A 17953-nucleotide genomic window follows, 5' to 3' on the forward strand; every position below is an offset into this window, starting at 1 on the left:
ATGGAGAGAAATGGAGAGAAATGGAGAGTGCATGCGACGGGCGGAACGTGACGGGCGATTGATGGTGTCCGTCACCCCTCCGGGGTTCCCCGTTTCGGGTGGTTCCGTTTACAGGGGTTCCGCTATCGCTCCACCACCTGCCTGTGGTCTTGCCACCCCTACGGGGTTCCCCATCCGCGATGGTTCCGTTTACAGGGGTTCCGCTATCGCTCCACCGCCTGCCTGTGGTCTTGCCACCCCTACGGGGTTCCCCATTTCGGGTGGTTCCGTTTACAGGGGTTCCGCTGTCGCTCCACCACCTGCCTGTGGTCTTGCCACCCCTACGGGGTTCTGCCGCTCAATTTAAGCGTCAATCGTCGTCTAACTTGAACGGCAACCGTCGTCTAACTTAAGTGATAAATGTCGTTCAACCTAAATGATAAATGTCAACCCAACGAGCGGGCAATCATCGTTTCGACGAGTGGGCAATCGTCGTTCCTAGCGAAGAGCAAGTGCCGTTCCTAGCGAAGAGCAAGTGCCGTTCCTAGCGGAGAGCAAGTGTCGTTCCTAGCGGAGATAACAGCCGACCCCGGTGAGCCCCGACGGGGCGACAGACCGCAGGCAGGCGGTGGAACCCGACAAGGCGGAACCCCTGTAAACGGAAACGCCCCAATCAAATGGAGCCCCAAAGGGGCGACGGAATGTAATCAGACCGTACAATCCAGGGCCACAATGGCGCAGGCTGACCGTACAATCCAGAGACGCAATGGGGCGACGGAACGCAGGCAGGGGCGCAACTCCCCGACCGACGGGGCGGCAGAACTTTCACCTCAAATATTAAAGACTAAAAATGAGAATCATCATCGACCCCCGAGTGGAATACCGGTATTCGTCTTTCTACAGACTGGGCCTGTATCGACTCTTCGGCAGCAGAAACATAAGCTACAGCGTCGGCCCGTTCTTAGACTTGGAATGCAACACAAACGAGCAGTTCGGCGCCGGTATGCAATTCATTCTTGTTGAAGACAACGGAACTGAACACAAAGTCTTCCTCGACATAAAAGACGTTGCAACCATCGAGGCCGACAAATACGAATGGGCCGACGTTTATGGCAAAGTGAACGTGGCTCCGGGAGAGACCTCGAAATATCCGAAGCTGATTGTCACAGGACCGGAGTTCGGATTGAGAAACAGAAGCGCAATCGGCCTGGGTTGGTTCGGCCTGAAAAACTATCTGAAAGGTTGCAGACGCTCCAACGTTCCGCTTAGCAGATACGTGCAAACCTACGTTTACCCATACATCAGACGGCGTTCATTGAAGGCCTACGAAAGGGCGGCTGCCGTTCGTCCGAATTACGTCTTTCATGCCTCCACGCTATGGTATAATGAGTTCGCCTCGACCGACACGAACATGTATCGGGGCGAGTTCCTGAAAGCTTGTAAGCAGGCCGGACTGGAGATTGAAGGCGGACTGTTCTATGTCGAAGGAGAGGCGCCGCTCAAGGAAATGCCAACCTATCCGAAGTACAAGGAGCTCTACAAGGATTTTATCTATAACCATCGCCTGTCGATGGATGCCTACATTGAGAAAACAAAACAAAGCGTCGTGGTGTTCAACACGCCATCTGTTTGCGAGTGCCACGGCTGGAAGTTAGCGGAATATCTGTGCATGGGCAAAGCGATAATCTCCACTCCACTAAAGCGCGAAATGCCCGGCGAAGGATTAATTCATGGCAAGAACGTGCATTTCATTTCCTCTCCCGAAGAAATCTATCAGGCCGTGGTCGAGATAAACCAGAACAGAGCATATAGAGAACAGTTGGAACAGGGCGCCCGAGCATACTACGAACAATGGCTCGCTCCAACCAAGGTTATAACACGTATTATTGAATTTATCAGAATAGAAAAGAATGGAAAAGGCACTTATAAATTTTAGCTTTGATGATGGGAGGTTAAACAATTACACAATAGCATACCCGATATTGAAGAGATTTAAATGTCCTGCAACTTTCAATATAACAACAGGATTTGTGAAAGGAGAATTTAAGCCCGGAGAGCTTACTTATGGCCCTCCAATGACCATGGATATGGTAAAAGAAGTATTTCAAGATCCTACAATAGAAATAGCTGGACATGGATATTGGCATAATAATTCTCTTAAAGATATTATAGAAGGAATAGTTACTCTTAAGGGAGAACTTGGAGTAGAAAAATTGACATCTTATGGAAATGGTTTTGCTAGTCCCGGTACCGGTTTGAATAAAGATACCTACAAAAAAGACATGGAAATAGAACTGGAACATATTGACCTAACTTATATTCGACTTTCCCTCAGAAATATGTCAATGAAGAGAATCAGAAGTTTAGCAAGAAAAGCCAGTAGAATTTTACATTGGCCTTTCCTCTATAGATTAGCTTATAAGGACACACTGATGGATGAACATGATGATAAATTTCTATACTCAATACCTGTACTAAGTTCCATTACTGTTAAAGAAATAATGGCAATAATAAACCAGGCAGTTATGGATAAGAAAGCATGTGTTCTGATGTTACACAGTATAGTAGAAAAGAATGCAGTATGTGATCCTTGGGATTACGAAGTAGATAAATTCATAAAACTACTTCAAGAACTTACTATGCTACAAGATAAAGGCTTATTGCGACTAACGACATCTATGGATATCTTTAAGAATTTAAGATAAAAATAATACTTATGTTCGAATACATTCATTCTAAAAAACGAGTAAAGAAGATATACCGGCTCATCGATAAAGAGTATAAAAAAGAGAAACAAATTATTCCTCTTTTTTGGACAGAGCATTGTATTGAGTGCGCTGCTCCATTGTGTTACACTACTTGTCCTAGATACAAACAAAGAGAAGATGGAGAATGTATTAGAATCGTGAATGGAATAACTCCAATCGACTATAATAGTCAATTAGGTGCACTTCTTGAATTTAGGACATGGGGGAAAATAGAATCACAACTTAAAATTCGTCCACTATCCGGTAAGACATATGCAACAGTTTATAGTGTTATAACCAGATTGGGGTATCTTGTAAAACTTTTCAACTCTATCATACCAATAAAATCAATATGCCGTTTTATTAACCTTGGGTGGTTTAGCTATAGGCAAAAGTATATAAATTATAAGATTAGAAAGAGGCAAAGTATTACCCATCTTGAATTACAAGTAGACTTAAAAAATAACGACAAACCAACAAAGCTACTTATTGATATTAAAACGGTAGATAAACTTCTTTTTAGAGAAAGTATTTCTGTCCCTTTAGACTCCTCTCATTTTGAAATTGCCATACCGCCTTACGAGGATTCTAAAGAACAATATTTCATAAATATTCATCCTGCCAATGCCGAAGAACATATAACTATAAATTTCCAAAGATTAGAATTACTTCCAAGAACTATAACAATAGGGAAGAAAATAAAATGTGTTATTTGGGATTTAGACAATACTCTTTGGGATGGTGTTCTTATCGAAGACGAGAACATAAAAGTTAGATACACTTTCATAGAGCTAATAAAAAAAATAGATAGTTGTGGTATCGTAAACTCCATTGCTTCAAAGAATGATTACGATAAGGTTATTGGAAAGTTAAGAGAAATGGGTATTGAAGAATATTTTGTTTTTGTAAAAATCAACTGGAATCCTAAAAGTATAAATGTTTCGAAGATTATAAAGGAAATGAACATCAACGCAAATACAATTGTATTTGTTGATGATAATCCATTTGAAAGGCTTGAGGTAATTCAGCAACATCCTAATATAACATGTATAGATCCTTCAGAGCTTATTGAGTTTTCAAAGTCAGAACGTTTTAGAATGACTGTAACAGAAGATTCTAAAAAGCGAAGAGACACGTATAAAATGCTTGAGGCATTAAAGAATGAAGAAGAAGAATGGAAAGGTAACATAGATGACTTTTTAATAAACTGTCACATCGAGGTAGAGATAATACCGCCCACTAAAAATATGATACCTCGTTGTTTTGAACTTTTACAGCGAACCAATCAGCTTAATTCTTCGGGAAGAAGATTGACAATGGAACAAGTTGTAGAAATAGTAAATAGTTCCAATTACGATTCTTATGCTTTGAGATCATCTGATAAATTTGGAGATTACGGGATTATCGGTTTCCTAATTGTTGATAGAAAAGACTCAATACCAACAATTACAGACTTTGTTATTTCATGTCGTGTTGCAAATAAGAAAATAGAACCGACTATAATAAATAAACTGGCGGAGAAATACGGAAACCAGATCTTATTCAACTATAAAAAAACATCTCGAAATGGCCCGATGTTTAATGTTATAGAGGAATTAGGTATGAAAAAAGAAAAAGAGACGAAGGAATTAGACCAATATATGTGCGTGTTTAATGCAGAATACCCGAAAGTAGTTTCCTTGAAAGAAACGTTATGAGAATCCTGCAAGTAATTACGTCATTAATGACCGGCGGAGCAGAGCGACTCATCGTCGACATAACAAAAAGGCTCAGGGAATATGGGCACGTGGTCGACGTGGTTGTTTTTAACGGGGTGGAGACGCCGTTCATGCGACAATTGGAAAGAACCGGGTGCAGAATCTATCTGCTTTCCATCGGCGGGTCGGTTTATAACCCCAGATACATACTCGACCTACGGAAAATTATGCGTGATTACGACATCGTGCATACGCACAACACCTCTCCGCAATTTTTTACGGCCATAGCGAGTGTGTTCACGAGTAAAATTGCGGCCGTAACTACCGAGCACAACACGTCTAACCGCCGTAGAAACAATAAATTGTGGAGACCGATAGACCGCTGGATGTATAATCGATACAGACATGTGATATGCATATCCGACCAGGCCGAAAAAAATCTCCGCACACACCTCGGCAGCAAGCATCACACGCCCATAACGACAATTTACAACGGTATCGATGTCGACGCATGCCATTCGGCTGAACCGATTGCAGGCATGCACCCCGCAAACAAGTTCGTTGTGGTGATGGTGGCAGCCTTTCGGAAGCAGAAAGACCAAAAAACGCTCATCGAAGCAATCGCGCAGCTTCCACAACAGGAATTTGAACTCTGGCTTGCGGGCGATGGAGACACACGAGCCGAAATTGAGCAATTTGTTGTGGATAAGAACCTTGCACAACAGGTTAAATTTCTTGGAAACCGAACCGATGTGCCCAATCTTCTGCATACGGCCGACGCGATTTGCATGTCGTCGCATTACGAAGGCCTTTCGCTCTCCAATCTTGAGGGCATGTCGGCCGGTCGACCCTTTATTGCGACCGATGTTGATGGGTTGCGCGAAGTGACGGCAGGATATGGAATTCTTTTTCCGCACGAGGACGCTGCAGCTCTCGCAAAAATCATCAAGAAACTGCGCGATGACAAAGCATACTACCAAAAAACGGCCGAAGATTGCTATCGCCGCGCCTGCATGTTCGACATCAAGCGAATGATTGACGCTTACGAAGCAATCTACAGGCAAATTCTCAACCAAGAATGAAGAAGAAACTCCTGCGGCTCACCACTTCCGACATCAGTTTGGACTCGCTCATCAAGGGGCAGCTCCATTTCATGAGCCAATTTTATGAGGTTGTGGGTGTATCGAACAATACCGGCAAGCTCGAAGCGGTTGCGCAGCGCGAGAGAGTGCGAACGGTGGAAATTCCCATGCACAGGGAGATTGCACCACTCGCCGACCTGAAATGTTTATGGCTCTTGTACAGACTGTTTCTCCGCGAACGACCGTATATTCTGCACGCCAACACTCCGAAAGGCAGTTTATTGGCCATGATTGCAGGCATGTTCGCCCGCGTTCCGCACAGAATTTATACGGTTACGGGGTTGCGCTATCAGGGAGCCCGCGGAATGCTCAGAAAAGTACTCATGACGATGGAACGACTCACATGTTTATGCGCGAACAAGGTTATTCCCGAAGGAGCAGGCGTAAAAAAGGCCTTGGAAGCCGACCATATAACCCGCAAGCCCCTGAAAATTGTGTTAAACGGCAATATCAACGGCATCGACACCGCTTTTTTCGCCCCAAAAGGCACTCGTGCGGAGCGCAGAACCGCCCTAAACCTCGCAGAAACCGATTTCGCGTTCATCTTCATCGGCCGAATCGTTGCCGACAAGGGAATGAACGAGCTCGCAACTTGCATGCGACGTCTGGAGAGCACTCATCCGCACTGCAAGCTTATTCTCGTTGGAAATTTCGAGACAGACCTCGACCCCCTCTCCGACGACAACGAGCAATTTTTCAAAACCGCCCCGAACATCCGCTTCGTAGGATTCCAAAACGACGTTCGTCCCTACCTCGAGGCTGCCGACGCGCTTGTTTTTCCCAGTTATAGAGAGGGCTTCCCGAACGTCGTGATGCAAGCAGGCGCAATGTCGCTCCCCGCAATCGTAACCGACATAAACGGTTGCAATGAAATCATCGTCGAAAGTCGGAACGGACGGATAATTCCCCCTCGCGATGCCGACGCGCTTCATAAAATGATGCAATTTTTCGTTGACAATCCGCGCGAGATTCAAAAAATGGCCACCCAGGCCAGAGAAATGATATGCACCCGTTACGAACAACACGACGTTTGGCAGGCGTTGCTAGAGGAGTATCGCAATTTGGAATGAAAATCCCGCTGTTGCAATCTCCGGCTTTCCAAAAACGCTTCCCCACCCCACTCTTGCCGGCTGCCCGAACCGAAAAAATTGCCCAGCAAGCACTCATGCTAAAACAAAGAACGAAAAACAACCCACTAAAAGCAATCTCCCACACTCATGTACAAACATTTTTTCAAAAGATTCATCGACTTCACCGTCTCCCTCACCGTTTTAATTCTCATTAGTCCTTTTCTCGCACTCATCACCCTCTGGCTACACTTCGCAAACCGCGGAGCGGGTGTGTTCTTCACCCAAAAACGACCAGGATTGCACGGCCGCATATTCCACGTTATCAAATTCAAGACCATGACCGACGAGTGCGATGCGAACGGTTGCCTTCTGCCCGACGAAAAGCGGTTAACCACAGTCGGCAAGTTCGTTCGGTCGACTTCAATCGACGAGCTCCCACAGCTCATCAACGTTTTGAAGGGAGAAATGTCCCTTCTCGGTCCGCGGCCCCTCCTTCCGGAGTATTTATCGCTCTATTCCCCTCATCAGGCCCGCCGTCATGAAGTTCGACCGGGCATATCCGGTTGGGCCCAGTGCCATGGGCGAAACGCAATCAGCTGGTCGGAGAAGTTCGACTATGATGTATGGTATGTCGACCACTTATGCTTTGCGGTCGACCTCAAAATAATTCTCAAAACCCTCCGTTCCGTCATCCGGCGGGACGGAATATCAAAAAAAGGGCACGCAACCATGGAGCCCTTCAACGGAAAAAATTAAAATGAACAGACTCGCAATCTACGGCGCAGGCGGAATGGGGCGCGAAACCGCTTGTGTAGTAAGCAGGATTAACAAAAAAGCCCCAGACACCTGGCACTTAGTAGGCTTTTTCGACGACGGAATCCCAGCAGGCACAGCCACCGCCTTCGGCCCCGTTCTCGGAGGCATAGACCAGATAAATGCAGAGCGCAGCCCCCTTGCCGTGGCCATCGCAATCGGGAATCCGCAAATCATCTCCCGAATCGTACAAGAAATTACCAATCCCAACATCAGCTTCCCCAACATAATCGACCCCACGACCGATTTCATGCACCCCGAGAGTCTGAAAATGGGTCACGGAAACATTCTCTGTCCCGGCTGCCGAATCTCGTGCAACGTAGAAATCGGTCATTTCAACATCCTCAACGGCGACGTAAGTCTAAGACACGATGTCACACTCGGCAGCTGCAATTCCCTCATGCCAGGCGTCAAAGTTTCGGGCGGCACAACCCTTGGCAATCGAAATTTTTTCGGTCTTGCATCCTCCGCCACACAATATCTCACCATAGCCAACGATGTTAGAGTGGGCGCAGGTGCAATCGTGATGCAAAACATCACATCAGCAGGCCTCTACACCGGAATCCCCGCACAAAAAAAGAAGTAATATTATAAGGAGAATAAAATATGCAAAAAAGAATCCACCTCTGCTTAGCTCACATGAGCGGAAACGAAATGAAATTCATCCAAGACGCATTCAACACCAACTGGGTGGTGCCTCTCGGACCGAACGTGAACGGTTTTGAACAGGATTTAGACCGATTTTTACAAGACTCGCACCCAGAACTTGCCCAAAAACGAACCGTGGCACTATCCTCCGGCACTGCAGCAATCCATCTTGCGCTCGTTGCACTAGGCGTGCAGCCAGGAGACGAGGTTTTATGCCAAAGTTTTACATTCTGTGCCAGTGCACACCCGGTAACTTACGTCGGCGCGACACCCGTGTTCATTGATTCAGAGCAAAACAGCTGGAACATTGACCCTCTCTTACTCGACGAGGCTATAAAAAAACGAACAGAAACCACAGGACGAAAGCCCAAGGCTGTAATCGCAGTCCACCTTTACGGCATGCCCGCACAGCTCGACCGCATTCTGGAAGTCACAAAACGACACAAGATACCTCTGATTGAGGATGCCGCCGAAGGATTTGGCACTCGTTACGACGGCAAGCAAGCCGGAACGTTCGGAGATTTCGGAGTCCTAAGCTTCAACGGAAACAAAATGATAACAACATCCGGAGGCGGAGCACTCATCTGTCCCGACGAAGAAACAAAACAGAGAGTCATGTACTACGCAACTCAAGCACGAGAAGCCTATCCATACTATCAACACGAACACATAGGCTTTAATTACCGTTTAAGCAACATATGCGCCGGAATAGGACGCGGACAAATGACCGTTATCGACTCTCACATCGCACACCATCGCCATCTTGCACATCTTTATGCACAGGCATTTGCCGCAACTCCCGGAATCGAATTCCACGATAACCCATCCGCACACTCCGACTCCAATTTCTGGCTCAACACAATCACACTCTCACCCTCACTCCGCGTAAAAAATCAAGAAAAAGCCTATTCCGAAACCATCACAACCGCCGTAGGAGGAGCAGCAGGCACAGTACACAAGGCCACGAGCGCACACACCGACTGCGAACCCAATCCCAACGTCGAAGCAATGCGAAAAGCACTCGACGAAGCCGGAGTTGAAAGCCGCCCACTATGGAAACCAATGCACAAACAACCAGTCTACGCCTCCAACCCCGCATTCACAAACGGCGTAAGCGAACAATTATTCAAAACAGGTCTCTGCCTGCCATCAGGACCCATGGTAACAGAAAGCGACGCACAATTCATCGTCCAAAAAATCAAAGAAAATATCATCTAGACCGATGACCATAAAACAAAAACCAATCGTGAAGCCACAACAACAGCTCGTCCTCCAAACAATTCGGCACGCACTCTTCGCCTCCCAGCTATCAATCGATTCGCTCCCGGAGGCGAAGTTCGCATCAGCACTAAAATGCGCCAAAGAACAAACAGTCCAAGGCCTCTTCTGTGCATCCCTAGACAACAAAAACGTATCTCTCACACAGCACGACGCCATTCAAACATTCCTAACACTAGAGAGCGTGAGAAAAACTAACGAAAAAATCAATTTTTACACACTCCAGCTCACCGCACTTCTCAAAAAAAACAACATAAAATTCTTCATCGTCAAAGGACAAACCCTCGCCGCACTCTATCCACGCCCAGATGCACGCCTCGCAGGCGACATCGACTTCTATTGCTACCCGGAAGACGTCGACAAGACCATAAAAATACTAACCGACGAGTGGCATGTCAACATCAACCGCGGAGAATCCAACCAACATTACGCATTCACACACAACGGAATCCCATTCGAACTCCATTTTTGCCTGTTCCACTTCGTCGCAAGTCAAAACTCAACCTACTTCAACCACCTCCTACGCACGCAACCCCTCTCCCAAATCCAAATAAACCACTCATGCATACCCACCCTCAACCCAACAATGAATTTAATCTTCACCTTCCTGCATCTCTTCCACCATTTAATAGAACTGGGAATAGGTCTGCGGCAATTTTGCGACGTCGCCGTGCTCTGCCATCGCACTCATGCACAAATCAACAGCGCCCTCCTCACCGAAATTCTCGATCGTTTAGACTTCACCTCCGCATTCAAAGCCATCGGAACCCTGTTAGTCGACCATCTAGACCTCCCCGCCAACGAATTTCCACTACCTCTCACCAAGCACGACCGACGTAAAACACCCTACATCCTCAGAATCGTATTCAAACGGGGCAATTTCGGACAATACGGACGCACAACCGCCGTGCGCTCCGGACTCGGCTACTACATCGAGCAATCATTCATCAAACTCTCCCACTATTTCCACCTATATTCCCTCGCCCCCACCGAAAACAAAGCCGTCCTAACCAAAGAAATCCCCTCGAAAATACTCCGCCTCCTCCGTCCTACGAAATAAACCCACTCGAAAACACTCCACCTCCACCATCATACGAAATAAACCCACTCCACCACACCACACCTAACGAGGAGTGTTGAGATTTACCACATCTCAACACTCCTCGTTCCATTTTATCCCTCCCTACTCCACACTCACACCACGCACGATTCATTTCATTCCTCCCGTTCTCACTCTCCCACCACACACGACTCATTTCATTCCTCCCGTTCTCACTCTCCCACACACCTCAAGTCAAAAAAAATAGCATATCAGTATAGCCAACAGCCCATCGAGTTCCCAAAAAACAGTAAAACCCGAACATTGGCATCAAGATTCTGCATTTTTTCAAAACAATACCACTTATGCGCACTACACAAGTCGAAAATAAGACCTCAAAACCACTCATGCACACTGCACAAGTCGAAAATAAGACCTCGAAACCACTCATGCGCACTGCACAAGTCGAAAACAAGACCTCGAAATCACTCATGCGCACTGCACAAGTCGAAAACAAGACCTCGAAACAACTCATGCACACTGCACAAGTGCTTTTTGTGAATCAGATTTAACACATGCAGACTGCACAAGTGCTATATGTGAACTAGATTTAACATATACAGACTGCACAAGTCGATTATGTTAACCAAATTAACCATCTGCACACTGCACAAGTCAAATCTAGATCCAATTTTCCATTTCTGCAGCCCGCATGAGTAAAATCAGAATCCATAATCTCATTTACCCAGTCTACACAAATCGAATTCACCATTAATTTTCCATTCAAGGAGTCATCATAAGTATAATTTAGTCCGAATTTTCCATTCAAGGAGTCATCATAAGTATAATTTAGCCTTAATTTCCCATTCAAGGAGTCATCATAAGTATAATTTAGCCTTAATTTCCCATTCAAGGAGTCTGCATAAGTATAATTTAGTCTGAATTTTCCATTCAAGGAGTCATCATAATCACCTCTTCACCCCAGAATTCCATTCTTGTAAACACCATACCCCAAAAATAAAGCTCCGGAACCGCACGCTTGCGATTCCGGAGCAAAAAAGACTTTTTGTTATTAATATAAACTCTGTAAGAGAGCATTACAAAAGTATAAAAATAAACTCGTTTATACTTAGCATTCTTAATATTATAATTTTATTTAACTCTCACACCCTGCACAAGTGCGAAAAATCCTCATGAAACCACTAAAACTCAGCCGTCTTGGGCGTGCGGGGGAAAGGAATCACATCGCGGATATTCTGCATCCCGGTTACGAACAAAATGAGCCGCTCAAACCCTAAGCCGAAGCCCCCGTGAGGACACGTACCGTACTTGCGCGTATCGAGATACCACCACATATCCTTCATAGGGATATGCCGCCGCTCGATCTCGCCCATTAATTTGTCATAATTCTCCTCACGCACCGAGCCGCCGATGATTTCGCCTATCTGTGGGAAAAGTACGTCGGTTCCCTGAACGGTTTTATCGTCGTCGTTTATCTTCATGTAGAACGCTTTAATGTCTTTTGGATAGTCAGACATGATAACCGGACGGCGGAAGTGTTCTTCCACAAGGAACCTTTCGTGTTCGCTCGCAAGATCCATCCCCCAACTAACCTCATTTTCGAACTTGTGCCCACTGCACGAGGCCTCTTCGAGAATTTTTATCCCCTCGGTATAGGTCAGTCTCACGAATTTTTCGTTCAGAATCCCCTTCAGCCGCTCAATCAAGCCCTTATCAATCATCGAATTTAGGAACTCGAGGTCATCATGACAGTTATCCAGCGCCCATTTCACGCAGAATTTAATAAAGTCTTCCTCCAAATCCATCAAATCCTCTTTGTCGACGAAAGCAACTTCGGGTTCAATCATCCAGAACTCAGCCAAGTGCCTCGGAGTATTCGAATTTTCGGCGCGGAAAGTAGGGCCGAAGGTGTAGATTGCACCTAACGAAGTTGCGCCGAGCTCTCCTTCGAGCTGACCTGAGACTGTAAGATTTGTTTTTCGTCCGAAGAAGTCATCATCATACTCAACTTTTCCCTCTTTTGCAATCCTGCCGGGGTCAAGAGTCGTTACTTGAAACATATTTCCAGCCCCTTCCGCATCACTTCCGGTAATTATCGGCGTGTGGAAATAGTAGAACCCGTGAGAGTGGAAATATTCGTGAATAGCGATGGCCATATTGTGGCGAATACGGAAAACCGCCCCGAAAGTGTTAGTCCTGAGACGTAAATGACCGTATTTTCGCATGTATTCGAACGTTTGTCCCTTCTTCTGCATCGGATAATCGGTCGGCGAAAGCCCATATACTTCAATCGACTCTGCTTTTATCTCCGACGTTTGTCCTTTACCCTGACTCTCCACAAGCAATCCTGTCACATTTAGGCATGCTCCCGTTGTGATACTCTTGATTATTTCGGCGTCAAAGCTGTTGGGCTCAACCACTATCTGAATATTTTTTATCGTAGAGCCATCGTTCAGTGCGATAAAGTCCACCGCCTTACTACTACGGTGCGAGCGCACCCATCCTTTCACGTTTATTTCCTTTCCGAAATCTGTGCTGCTCAGTGCATCTATGATTTTTGTTCTTTTCATTGTTCTTGATTTATCAACATAATAATGGCGGGCGATCAGGGTTTCAATTATGCCCTGGTTTCGCTCGCCATCCTTACTTGTTTTTTCTATCTATTCGAAAGCACCCATGCGAAGCATGTCAACTTCCTGTTCTGTGAGGAATCTCCAATCGCCTCGACGTACGTTTTTCTTTGTCAATCCCGCAAACTGAACCCTGTCGAGCTTCGTTACGCGATAGCCTAAGCTCTCAAAAATCCTGCGTACAATACGATTCTTTCCGCTGTGGATTTCAATTCCCACTTGCTTCTGATCTTTATCGCTTGCGTACTCAACAGCATCAGCTTTTACCTCGCCGTCTTCAAGTATTATTCCTTCAGAAATCTGTTGCAGATGCTGCGCAGTAACCGGTTTATCGAGGAACACGTGATAAACTTTTTTCTTCAGGAACTTTGGATGAGTTAGCTTGCTGGCAAGATTGCCGTCATTTGTCAGCAAGAGCACACCAGTAGTATTTCTGTCCAATCTACCAACCGGATAGATTCTCTCAGGGCATGCACCTTTGACAAGATCCATAACTGTTTTGCGCTGCTGTGGGTCATCGCTCGTAGTTACGTAATCCTTTGGCTTGTTAAGTAGCACATAAACTTTCTTTTCCAATGAAACAATCTTATCACGGAACTTCACTTCATCAGAACGCAGAATCTTCGTTCCGAGTTCCGTTACAACTTCCCCATTCACGGTTATGCCTCCAGCCTGAATAAATTCATCGGCTTCTCTACGGGAGCAAACTCCTGCATTTGCCAAATATTTATTTAGGCGTATGGGCTCATTCGGGTCAATATTTTCTTCTTTGTATTCTATGCGCTTCTTGAGAGAGTACTTTGCATTAGAATCGTAACCGGGAGCATGCTGTAAGCGATTGTTCGACTGCTGATAGCCCTGACGAGGATTGTAACGATTCTGATAACTCGGATAGTTGTTATAACCTTGGCGGTTGTTACCATTGTAACGCTGCTGATATCCTTGTGGCTGACGCGGTTGCTGATAACCTTGACGCATTTGCTGATATCCTCCCTGACGCGGTTGCTGATAACCTCCGTCATCGCCATAACGCTGACGATATCCTTGTGGCTGACGCGGTTGCTGATAACCTTGACGCATTTGTTGATATCCTCCCTGACGCGGTTGCTGATAACCTCCGTCATCGCCATAACGCTGACGATATCCTTGTGGCTGACGCGGTTGCTGATAACCTTGACGCGGTTGCTGATAACCACCACCATAGTTATTACGTTGCTGGCGATAACCTCCGCGTTGTTGTGTATTGGGATTTTGGAGACCAGCTCCAAATCCTTCCGGACGGAATGCTCCATCTTCGCTACTACCATAAGCGCGTTGGGAATGAATGCGGGGACGCTGTGGACGTACCGGCTCACGATAATCTTCTTGACTTTCATTTGAGTTAACTCCATCACGGTTAATCTCACCTTGTTCTGTTCTGATTTCTTTCTTTTCTAATTCTTCTTCCATAGTTTTTTCCTTAATTGAATTATTCCAACCCTCCCGGTCGGAATTGAAAAACACTAATAATAAAAATTCACCTTATATGATAATTAAATATTGAATAGAGATGGGAGAATCACACGCCTGTATAGTTTTGGGGTGTGATTGTCATCAATTCTTCTCTCACCTCGTTACTAACGTTGAGGGTGGTAATAAAATTGTGTATGACTTCTTTCGTCATCTTTTCATTCGTTCTTGTTAAAGCTTTCAATGCTTCGTAAGGATTGGGATAGGCCTCACGTCTAAGAATTGTTTGAATTGCCTCGGCTACTACCGACCAAGAATTATCGAGGTCCTGCCTAAGTCTATCTTCGTTGAGAATAAGTTTGTGTAATCCTTTCAGGGTGCTCTGAATGGCGATTATAGAATGTCCGAACGGCACTCCAATGTTACGCAAAACCGTTGAGTCGGTCAGGTCGCGCTGTAGTCGACTAACAGGCAGTTTCCTTGAGAGAAACTGAAGAATTGCGTTGGCTATTCCCAGATTACCTTCACTGTTTTCGAAATCTATCGGATTCACCTTGTGAGGCATTGCACTCGACCCTACTTCGCCAGCTTTTATTTTCTGCTTGAAATAGTCCATCGAAATATACATCCACACATCTCTGTCAAGATCTATTATAATGGTATTTATTCTTCGGATAGCATCGAATATACTTCCAAGATGATCGTAATTGCTAATCTGTGTTGTTTGCTGTTCACGTTGCAATCCGAGTTTTTCGCTTACGAAAGAGTTTGCAATCTCTTTCCAATCGTAGTGGGGATAAGCTACATGATGAGCATTGAAATTTCCGGTTGCTCCACCAAATTTTGCTGTGAGTTTGCATTGTTTCAGCAATGCAAACTGCTCTTCTAACCTGTAAACAAATACTCCGATTTCTTTTCCCAAGCGAGTTGGCGATGCCGGTTGTCCATGTGTGCGAGCTAACATTGGAACATCTTTCCACTGCTCAGAATATTGTTTCAGAAGTGTAATGAGTTCGTCGATTTGTGGATAGTAAACATTCTTCAAAGCCTCGAGCAACGACAACGGCACACTAGTATTGTTTATGTCCTGCGAGGTGAGTCCGAAATGTATAAACTCCTTATAGGGTTCCAATCCATCGATTTTATCGAATTGTTCTTTAATGAAATATTCAACAGCTTTAACGTCGTGGTTCGTCACCTTTTCAATATCCTTCACCCGTTCGGCATCTTTCTCATTCATCTCGAGATATATTTTTCGCAACTCATCAAGCTGATTATGATTAATCTTTGCCAGTTGTGGCAAAGGTATTTCGCATAGAGTGATGAAATATTCAATCTCAACTCGAACACGATAACGAATAAGTGCAAATTCTGAAAAATAGTCGGCTAGACTTTCTGTTTTATTTCTATATCGGCCGTCAACTGGTGAAACGGCTGTCAGCGTATCAAGGTACATATTGTGTGATATTGTGTGATGCAAAAGTAAGAATAAATCCCATAAAGGTACAGATCTAGCTATATCAAAAAATAGTTTACAACTTCTGTACAAGTACGTGTAACAAAGTCAAGGAGGGACGGATAGGTCAAAAGAGGTTTATGCCGAATTTTTGTAAATTTGCGGCAGAAAAACAGAGTCAGATACATGAAACATATACGTAATTTCTGCATCATCGCCCATATCGACCATGGTAAATCAACCCTGGCCGACAGACTCCTGGAGTATACCAATACCATCCAGATAACTGGTGGACAAATGCTAGACGACATGGAGCTCGAACGCGAAAGAGGAATAACCATCAAGAGTCACGCCATACAAATGGAGTACGTACTCGAGGGTGAACAGTATGTTTTGAATCTCATCGACACACCGGGACATGTCGATTTCTCGTATGAAGTATCGAGAAGCATTGCCGCATGTGAAGGAGCTTTATTAGTAGTCGACGCAACACAAGGCGTGCAAGCACAAACAATTTCAAACCTCTATATGGCTATCGACCATAACCTGGAAATAATTCCAGTGATTAACAAAATTGACATGCCCAACGCCATGCCTGAAGAGGTGGAAGACGAAATTGTGGAGTTATTAGGTTGTAAAACCGAAGAGATTATCCGAGCCAGCGGAAAAACGGGCGAAGGAGTTAAGGAAATTCTCGAAGCAATTATTAGACGCATTCCCTGTCCGACTGGAAGTCCGGCTGAACCACTGCAGGCCCTGATATTCGACTCGATTTTCAACTCGTTCCGCGGAATCATAACCCTTTGTAAGGTTGAAAATGGTTGCATCAGGAAAGGTGACAAAGTGAAGTTCGTTCAAACCGGAATGGAATATACAGCCGACGAGGTTGGGGTTTTGAAAATGGAGATGAAACCAACCAAAGAACTCGCAACCGGCGAAGTGGGATACATCATTTCGGGAATCAAAACAGCAACCGAGGTGAAAGTAGGCGACACGGTAACTCATGTGAACAAGCCTTGTTCGAATGCCATCGAAGGTTTCCAAGTAGTGAAGCCGATGGTGTTTGCCGGAGTCTACCCTATTGACCCGAACGACTATGAAAACTTGCGAGCATCGCTCGAAAAACTGCAACTCAACGATGCATCACTAACCTTTCAACCGGAAAGTTCGCAGGCACTGGGATTCGGTTTCAGATGCGGATTTCTGGGGCTGTTGCATATGGAGATAATACAGGAGCGGCTCGACCGGGAATTCAATATGGACGTGATTACAACTGTGCCGAACGTGAGCTACATGGTGTACGACAAGCTCGGGAACAGTAAGGAAGTTCATAACCCGTCGGGGCTACCCGACCCCACGATGATTGAACATATTGAGGAGCCTTATATCAAAGCATCCATAATCACACTGAGCGATTATATCGGGCCGATTATGACTCTCTGTCTTGACAAACGTGGCGAACTGGTTAGTCAGAACTATGTTAGCGGAAATCGATTGGAACTGATATTCATGATTCCACTCGGAGAAATAGTAATCGATTTCTATGACAAGCTGAAGAGCATATCAAAAGGCTATGCATCGTTCGATTATCACATCGACTCTTTCCGCCCATCGAAACTCGCAAAGCTCGACATCCTTCTGAACGGCGAACCGGTTGATGCTTTGTCGACTCTTACGCACGACAGCAATGCCGTGAACTTTGGTAGACGGATGTGTGAGAAACTAAAAGACCTTATCCCGCGTCAACAGTTCGACATAGCCATACAGGCTGCAATCGGAGCAAAAATCATAGCGCGCGAGACGGTTAAACAAGTCAGAAAAGACGTAACGGCAAAATGCTACGGCGGCGACGTGAGCCGAAAACGCAAATTGCTCGAGAAGCAAAAGAAAGGCAAGAAGAGAATGAAGCAAATCGGCAATGTGCAAGTGCCGCAAAAGGCCTTCCTGGCAGTACTCAAATTAGATTAAAGAAGATAAGAAGCTA

General features: G+C 45.3%; 14 protein-coding genes. 11 read left to right on the forward strand and 3 right to left on the reverse strand.

Annotation, left to right across the window (positions count from 1 at the left end):
• Positions 1-829 precede the first annotated feature (829 nt).
• From HMPREF9140_RS04135 to HMPREF9140_RS04180, 10 genes are all read left to right on the forward strand, one after another.
• A complete protein-coding gene (locus HMPREF9140_RS04135; protein ID WP_006951978.1) occupies positions 830-1915 on the forward strand; it encodes a glycosyltransferase in 1086 nt (361 codons plus the stop codon).
• Entirely contained in the window at positions 1890-2684 is a 795-nt protein-coding gene (locus tag HMPREF9140_RS04140; RefSeq protein ID WP_006951979.1) for a polysaccharide deacetylase family protein, read from the forward strand. Before HMPREF9140_RS04135 ends, HMPREF9140_RS04140 begins: the two co-directional genes overlap by 26 nt.
• A gap of 11 nt (positions 2685-2695) precedes the next feature.
• Entirely contained in the window at positions 2696-4423 is a 1728-nt protein-coding gene (locus HMPREF9140_RS04145) for an HAD-IIIC family phosphatase (RefSeq protein ID WP_006951980.1), read from the forward strand.
• Positions 4420-5505: a glycosyltransferase gene (locus HMPREF9140_RS04150; protein WP_006951981.1), complete on the forward strand. Its 1086-nt coding sequence runs from the start codon at positions 4420-4422 to the stop codon at positions 5503-5505. Before HMPREF9140_RS04145 ends, HMPREF9140_RS04150 begins: the two co-directional genes overlap by 4 nt.
• On the forward strand, positions 5502-6635 hold the full coding sequence (locus HMPREF9140_RS04155; RefSeq protein WP_006951982.1) for a glycosyltransferase family 4 protein: 1134 nt from the start codon (positions 5502-5504) through the stop codon (positions 6633-6635). The genes HMPREF9140_RS04150 and HMPREF9140_RS04155 overlap by 4 nt, the downstream gene beginning before the upstream one ends.
• A 147-nt stretch (positions 6636-6782) precedes the next feature.
• The gene (locus HMPREF9140_RS04160) at positions 6783-7391 is read left to right on the forward strand and encodes a sugar transferase (protein WP_006951983.1); all 609 of its coding nucleotides are present in this window, start codon (positions 6783-6785) and stop codon (positions 7389-7391) included.
• 1 nt (position 7392) lies between these two features.
• Entirely contained in the window at positions 7393-8034 is a 642-nt protein-coding gene (locus tag HMPREF9140_RS04165) for a PglD-related sugar-binding protein (protein ID WP_006951984.1), read from the forward strand.
• A gap of 20 nt (positions 8035-8054) precedes the next feature.
• On the forward strand, positions 8055-9314 hold the full coding sequence (locus HMPREF9140_RS04170; protein WP_006951985.1) for a DegT/DnrJ/EryC1/StrS family aminotransferase: 1260 nt from the start codon (positions 8055-8057) through the stop codon (positions 9312-9314).
• A gap of 4 nt (positions 9315-9318) precedes the next feature.
• Complete coding sequence (locus HMPREF9140_RS04175) at positions 9319-10434, forward strand: nucleotidyltransferase domain-containing protein (protein ID WP_006951986.1); 1116 nt, start codon at positions 9319-9321, stop codon at positions 10432-10434.
• 344 nt (positions 10435-10778) lie between these two features.
• Positions 10779-10985, forward strand: coding sequence for a hypothetical protein (locus HMPREF9140_RS04180; RefSeq protein WP_006951987.1), 207 nt, complete (start codon positions 10779-10781; stop codon positions 10983-10985).
• Between the two features lie 630 nt (positions 10986-11615).
• Here HMPREF9140_RS04180 and asnS read toward each other — a convergent pair.
• The 3 genes from asnS to purB form a co-directional block, all read right to left on the reverse strand.
• The gene (asnS, locus tag HMPREF9140_RS04185; protein WP_006951988.1) at positions 11616-13004 is read right to left on the reverse strand and encodes an asparagine--tRNA ligase; all 1389 of its coding nucleotides are present in this window, start codon (positions 13002-13004) and stop codon (positions 11616-11618) included.
• A gap of 90 nt (positions 13005-13094) precedes the next feature.
• The gene (locus HMPREF9140_RS04190; RefSeq protein WP_006951989.1) at positions 13095-14513 is read right to left on the reverse strand and encodes a pseudouridine synthase; all 1419 of its coding nucleotides are present in this window, start codon (positions 14511-14513) and stop codon (positions 13095-13097) included.
• Positions 14514-14622: 109 nt separating this feature from the next.
• Positions 14623-15969: an adenylosuccinate lyase gene (purB, locus tag HMPREF9140_RS04195; RefSeq protein WP_006951990.1), complete on the reverse strand. Its 1347-nt coding sequence runs from the start codon at positions 15967-15969 to the stop codon at positions 14623-14625.
• Positions 15970-16155: 186 nt separating this feature from the next.
• Between purB and lepA the strand changes: the two genes are divergently transcribed.
• Positions 16156-17937 (forward strand): translation elongation factor 4, encoded by a 1782-nt coding sequence (gene lepA / locus HMPREF9140_RS04200; protein WP_006951991.1) that lies wholly within the window; start codon positions 16156-16158, stop codon positions 17935-17937.
• Positions 17938-17953: the final 16 nt, after the last annotated feature.

Origin of the sequence: Prevotella micans F0438, from assembly GCF_000243035.1 — a bacterium.
Taxonomy (GTDB): Bacteria; Bacteroidota; Bacteroidia; order Bacteroidales; family Bacteroidaceae; genus Prevotella; species Prevotella micans.